This is a genomic window from Paenibacillus sp. FW126-R14 (assembly GCF_058789495.1).
This window is the reverse complement of sequence record NZ_JBYTBS010000119.1, coordinates 1-5800: the sequence shown is the minus strand read 5'-3', so window position 1 is coordinate 5800 and position 5800 is coordinate 1. Positions and strand designations below refer to the sequence as shown.

Genomic DNA, 5800 nt, shown 5'->3' with positions numbered 1-5800 from the left:
CTCTTATTATATCACCAGTTTACAAATTCAGGATATTCTTCTAGTTATAATAACAACCATCGACTCTGCAATACAACACCGTTATTTTCTTTCACATTCCTTATCCGAAAAATAAGTGCAAAAAAAGAAGACCAGAGCGGTGGCTCTGGTCCTTTTCAGAAAACATCAGTATGGTATATAGTGTTTTCTTTATTTAATAATAACCCGTCGTTGAAACCACGGTGCTTCGCTTTTAGTGCATCTGTTTGCCTAACAACTCAATTTCCGCTTCGGACAAGCCCGTTACTTCGGCAATGAGTGAGATCGATAAACCTTTTTGCAGCATGTTAGCTACAATCTCTTTATCTCTAGCAGCCTTTCCTTCCTCTCTGCCCCTGGACTCCACATAGTCCAATGCAGACTGCTCATCCAGCAGCGCTTTTTTCCGCATCTCATACAGCATCCGTGCTTCTTTGTCTTGGCTCAAAAACTCCAGTGTCGTCATCGCTTTTTTCAAGCCCGGTGTATCCATCGCTAATTCCTCCCATCGATCCTGATTCGTGCCGTTAATGAACATCAGCCAATTTACGAGTCGGCTGTCCATTTCGTGGACTTTGATCCCCAGCTTCGACAGCTCCATAAAGTGAATTTCTATGTCGTCGATTAAGAGTTCGCCTGTATGGTCTTCCCTCATGTGAAATATGTTATGAAAGCGTTCGTTCGAAATGTAGCTGAAGGTCAAGATATTGATCGAAATGACTTTTTGTAAGGTCGTGTAGAATTTGCCTTCCTCTAATTGCTCCCCATACATTTTGGCCGAGTAATACAAACTGCGCTTTGCCATACCGTACTTGTTGCTCACCTGGATCTCCAAATTCACCTGTTTGCCATCCTCGGTTTTGGCTCGGACATCCAAGATGGACTGTTTATCGGTCACGGCATTTTTATCAATGTTCGGATTAAGTATCGTCAGACTGACAAACGGCTTCGGCTCCGTTTCCCGCAACGCTTCATTTAGGAAATTGAGCAGGACTTCGTCTTTGTTTTCTTCGCTGCCAAAGATTTTTTTGAACACAAAATCGACAGACGGCTTTAACAGTTCAGTCATCGTTTCAACTCCAACGGCTGGGGATGCGAGCGATTTTTCTATTACCATTATACCACAAAAGGAGTAGAGCGTAGACGTGAAAGACGCCTAAGTGGTTTCATATATTGATCGCTCGGGCAATTTAGAAGGAGATTTTCCAGTTACTTTCCCCGTGTTCAGAGCCCTTTGCCTTCCCGGAGCTTATGAATCCGCTCTTTGACCGAGTTGTCAGGTTCTATTTGCGATAAATGATTGACCGCTTCAATAAGCCGATCACCCCAGGCAGCCACATGCCAACCTTCTAACGCCTTAATCGCCAGATTCCGATTTCGGGTTACAGGACTGTTCAGCCCCGTCAAGATCAATTCGACACCAATCCCCTCAAACCGATCCAAACTTTGCAAAATGGTATCCAAAATCCGATGGGCCGCATATTCTTGGCCAAACCCCATCTCCTCACCGGGACCGGAAGCAATATGCTGAAGAGGGAGATGCTCGATGGCGAATTGAACCAATTGCCGGATACGGTTTGGGTCGTTCGATTTCATGAGCTGAAAGTAATGAAAATCCTGCAGCGGATCTGCGGCAAGCTGACCATACAGCGTATCCCAGATATCCACGCCAAGCTTATCCGCACATGCTGCACCATAGTGGCGAGCCGACGAATCTCCGGTGCTAACTGCATCAACGATAATGCTCACCCACTTGGCTTCGGCAATCAACGATTCGCATGCATCCCTAGTATCGGTTCTTAACTGCCCGGTCCATCCATCCGACATCCGCCGGGACCAATTCTCCTCATCCTGAGCCAAAAAGTCGCGAATGCTGAATAGAGCCGACAAATGCTTAGCGGACGAGCCTATCTCCCGGGCTAGCCTTACGAAATCGGACACAACCTGCGGACCATACTCGTAATCGTAGATGTCTTCAGCCGGCCCGCCGTTCAATAACGCTTGTATGATATCCGTCGCCCCATCAAACAATGCGCTATCAACAAGATCGGCCGAGAGCGCCTCGCGCAAACCGCCATTCCTTGCACAAAGGCAAGCTAAGTATTCGTTCATGATGATGTTTTGGCAGCCTTGGCGCAGCAGCCAATCTTTGATCTCCTCGGTGGCAGGCTCCAGTCTCTCGACGAGATGGATTTTCCCCCACCCATGAACGTTCTTAGCCAGTTCAAACAGAACCTGGTTGCTGTCTTCCATTCCATTCCGAATCGCAACCGCGGCATATAGCGTAAATTCATCGTGCCTCCCCAGTGTCAGAAGCAGTTCCTTCACTTGCTCGTTCTGAAAAAGACCCAGCAGCGCAATTCCGAATTTGACGGCATTGCGGTGTGCACCGTTTTCGGCTAGCCATTTTGCTTCTTGGAATAAGTCATCTGGCTGTATGCCCGGCTGTTTGCGGATCTCGTCTAAAATAGCGTCAATTTTGCTGCCAATATCCGTTTTCACAAGCTTAGCATACAGTGTCTTTCTGATGGAATTCTTCGGCTTTCTCGATTGCTTCGCCAGCAGGTTGACCAACTCGCGTGTCTCGTCTGTCATCTGACCGGGCCCCGCATGGTGCCCGAAAGCACCATCCAGGCCGCCTGCTACCCACCTCAACTTGCTGCCCGACCAGAATTCTTCGTCATCCGGCAGGGATCCGCCTACGGATTCACCTTGCTCCAGTATAAATGAATAAATGGAAGGCCTGCCTTCCCAGAGAGGCCGTTCCGCTTTATTGAAGAAAATAAGCATTGTTTTCATCACCTTTTTCCCATACTTTTTTCAACCTCATGAAGCCCGCATCCCACTATTGTCTAGCTCCCCCAAGAAGCGAATTCAACTGTTCCAACAAATTGTCTCTACCGGTGAGCGAAATCGTCCCGATTTTCTCACAAATTTTCTCGAGAAACTCAAGCTCCTTCAAGCGGAATAGGGTCTGATTCTCGTCCATCAACTTAGCTGTGTTCAGCAGACTGCGAGTAGAAGCCGTTTCCTCTCGACGGGTAATCAAGTTCGCTTGGGCTTTCTTCTCTGCTAGCAGCACTGTATTAAGTATCTCTTTTATATCCCCAGGCAAAATAATATCCTTTACGCCGGCAGAAAAGAATTTGACCCCGTAATCCTCACTTTTTTCGTTCAGACGGGACAGTACAAATGCCGCAATCTCTTGCTTCATCCGCAACAGGTCATCAAGCTTCAAAGTCCCGACATATTCACGCAGAATAAGCTGCAACAGAATATAGACCTGATCTTCAAAAGCTTTAATTTCCAATGCACGCAGCGGATTGATAATCTTGTACTGGCAGACGAAGTTTAAGCGAAGCGTTACCTTGTCCTCCGTCATCATCTCCTGACCGGTCATATCCAGCTGTTGCTGCCGTAAATCCACGGTTTTTATGGATGCCACCACTGGCCCCTTCCAGAAGTAATATTTTCCTGGAGCAAGCTCCTTTTGCATGACATTGTTATAAAAAAGCACCCCTGTCTCGTGACTAGCCACTTCAGAAACATAAAGATAGCCTGCAACTTTCGCCAATATGGCTCTATCTATTTCTGCACCAACCTCTGGTTGGCGAATATCGACTCGCGTAAAGTCATGCCGTTTCAGCACATTCCAGAAAGCGTATTTACCGGCTGTCATAAGCGATACGAACTTTCCATCCTCATAATGAAGCGCGTACTCATGATCTTGAATATTGATAACAGTCAGTTCCTCTAGCAACCGTTCATCCTGAAGAAATAAGTTCAGATCCTTCCCCTGTACAGCAAATGGTTTACTAACATTCAACAGCACAATTTCATCGTCTGAAAATGGAGCGAGCCGGTAAACACCTGGCTGCAGGTGCTTAACATAACTGCCTTTCTTAAACAGTAATCCTCGTTCGTCAGCTTTAACGATAACTTTCTTAAACATCATGTATCTCCTCATTTCATGGAAACTTTGTGGTGTGTTGTGACCTTTATTAGGGAACCCTCCTGATCAAAAAGCGGAGCCAAGCTTTAGGCTCGAAGATCGGTACCTGCGTACGAAAATTTTCTGATGGCGAGGCGATCCCGATTTCAGCCCGCGCTCACTCATCTTGCCATTATGCAGCCAAGTACTTTATCTCTGAATCGGTATCCACAGGCTGCAGAGCTGCTTTCTCAGTGCCTACTTGAAGTCAGGCCGAGGGTTCCCGCTAACAGGTCTAATTTGTTCATCGCTCGATGTGAAGTCGAGTATTCTACCAGAATCGCTCACTATGCGATTGGGGAATCGAACCCCAAATAGGGGTTTCTTACCGATCCGATTGTACAGGATACCGTAACAGACCATGCACGGCACTGCGGGATATTTCGATATCCCCGCCTCGTTACGACCGTCCGAATAAGAAACAATGTATGATTAAACGCCACCTGGCGCTTACCACCTTACGTTATGCGTCTTACAGGTTCTATCTTCGCTTATTTTCGTAATAACGAACATGGCGGAAGTATTACGATAGTGCATAAATTTTTCCATTTCCTCCAAAGAGCAAAGCAGGAATTTAACCAAGAAGAGAACAACAAATAACCCTACATCATTGATGTAGAGTTATTTGATTTCAAGCTTATTTTACGTCGCTAATTTGTTTCAGCATACGTACGACAACTGTGACCACTTGGGCCCTTGTACTATTTTGAGACGGAGCAAAATGAGTATCGTCTACGCCGTTCAGCAATCCGAGCGTTGTAGCCGCTGCAACGTGTTGTTTAGCCCACTCACTCATGCTGCTTGCATCTACATAGCCGTCCGGTTGATCTGAAACAATATCGTTCAGTTTTTTACCAGTAACGTTCATATACGCGTTGACTATCATGACCGCCAGTTGCTCTCGCGTAACATTAGCTTCTGGAGAGAAGGTGCTCTGGCTTGTTCCTCCTACGATATTCGCAGCATAAGCAGCGTTCACAGCATCCACATACCATGAATCTGCAGCTACATCTTCAAAAGCTTTGGTTGTTGCTTGAGCAGACAGGTTTAGTGCTTTCTTGAGGATTGTAACAAACTGCGCTCTAGTCATATTGCTGTCCGGTTGAAAGGATTGATCATCCATACCGTCGATAATCTTTTTGCCGACAAGTTGCTCGATGTCTTTTTGCGCCCAGTGTCCTTGGGTATCCGTGAATGTTTTTACGGCCGTTTCTATCTTTTCCAACACAGCATACTTCGAGAAGTGTGACAATGTAGCGGTAATTGTACCGTCACCATTTATCTTGCCCCCCATATAAGTCCAAGTGTTCGTTGTTTCATCCAACCAATACACGCCTAGATTCCTAGCGTCCGTTACTTTTGACTGATCATAGTGGAAAGTAGCCTCTATCGGTGTATCAAAAGTTGTTATAGCCTTATCTTTTTCGCCTAAAGAAAACTCTAATATCGGGGACGCCGTAGCGAAATCGCCCAATATCTGAACATCATTAGATGCGATTGTAAGCTTCACAGTTTCAAATTTGTATGCCCCGCTTAAGGAGTTAACAGGAAATTTGAACTGAACGTCGTTAGCCTTGATAACAATAGGCTTGCCCTTATTCGCTGCATTCTGTGCGATGTCTCCCTCGAAGCTAACCGTAGTAATATCAAGCTGCTGTTTAACCGTAGCATCAAGTATAAGCTCCTTATTTGCTTCTTTGGCAAGATCAATCAACATATCCACATGAGCCGGTTGGAAGGCATAAGTCATTTTGCCGTTAGCGTCACGCGTCGGTAAGCTTACGCTTACGC

At 46.1% G+C, this 5800-nt stretch carries 4 protein-coding genes; all 4 read right to left on the bottom strand.

Translation table 11 applies throughout. The features are described from left to right. Positions 1 to 232 precede the first annotated feature (232 nt). Positions 233 to 1087, bottom strand: a complete 855-nt coding sequence (locus tag AC3WRW_RS32830) for an Rpn family recombination-promoting nuclease/putative transposase (protein ID WP_492550411.1) — start codon at positions 1085 to 1087, stop codon at positions 233 to 235. A 155-nt stretch (positions 1088 to 1242) separates the two neighbouring features. Beyond that, positions 1243 to 2817: a limonene hydroxylase gene (locus AC3WRW_RS32825; RefSeq protein WP_492550410.1), complete on the bottom strand. Its 1575-nt coding sequence runs from the start codon at positions 2815 to 2817 to the stop codon at positions 1243 to 1245. A gap of 46 nt (positions 2818 to 2863) precedes the next feature. After that, on the bottom strand, positions 2864 to 3970 hold the full coding sequence (locus AC3WRW_RS32820) for a slipin family protein (protein ID WP_492550409.1): 1107 nt from the start codon (positions 3968 to 3970) through the stop codon (positions 2864 to 2866). A 676-nt stretch (positions 3971 to 4646) separates the two neighbouring features. Then, a partial coding sequence (locus tag AC3WRW_RS32815) for an S-layer homology domain-containing protein (RefSeq protein WP_492550408.1) occupies positions 4647 to 5800 on the bottom strand: 1154 nt, incomplete at its 5' end.

Coding starts and splice junctions, on each gene's coding strand:
- AC3WRW_RS32825 (WP_492550410.1), bottom strand. CDS start 2,817: ATGAAAACAATGCTTATTTTCTTCAATAAAGCGGAACGGCCTCTCTGG.
- AC3WRW_RS32820 (WP_492550409.1), bottom strand. CDS start 3,970: ATGTTTAAGAAAGTTATCGTTAAAGCTGACGAACGAGGATTACTGTTT.
- AC3WRW_RS32830 (WP_492550411.1), bottom strand. CDS start 1,087: ATGACTGAACTGTTAAAGCCGTCTGTCGATTTTGTGTTCAAAAAAATC.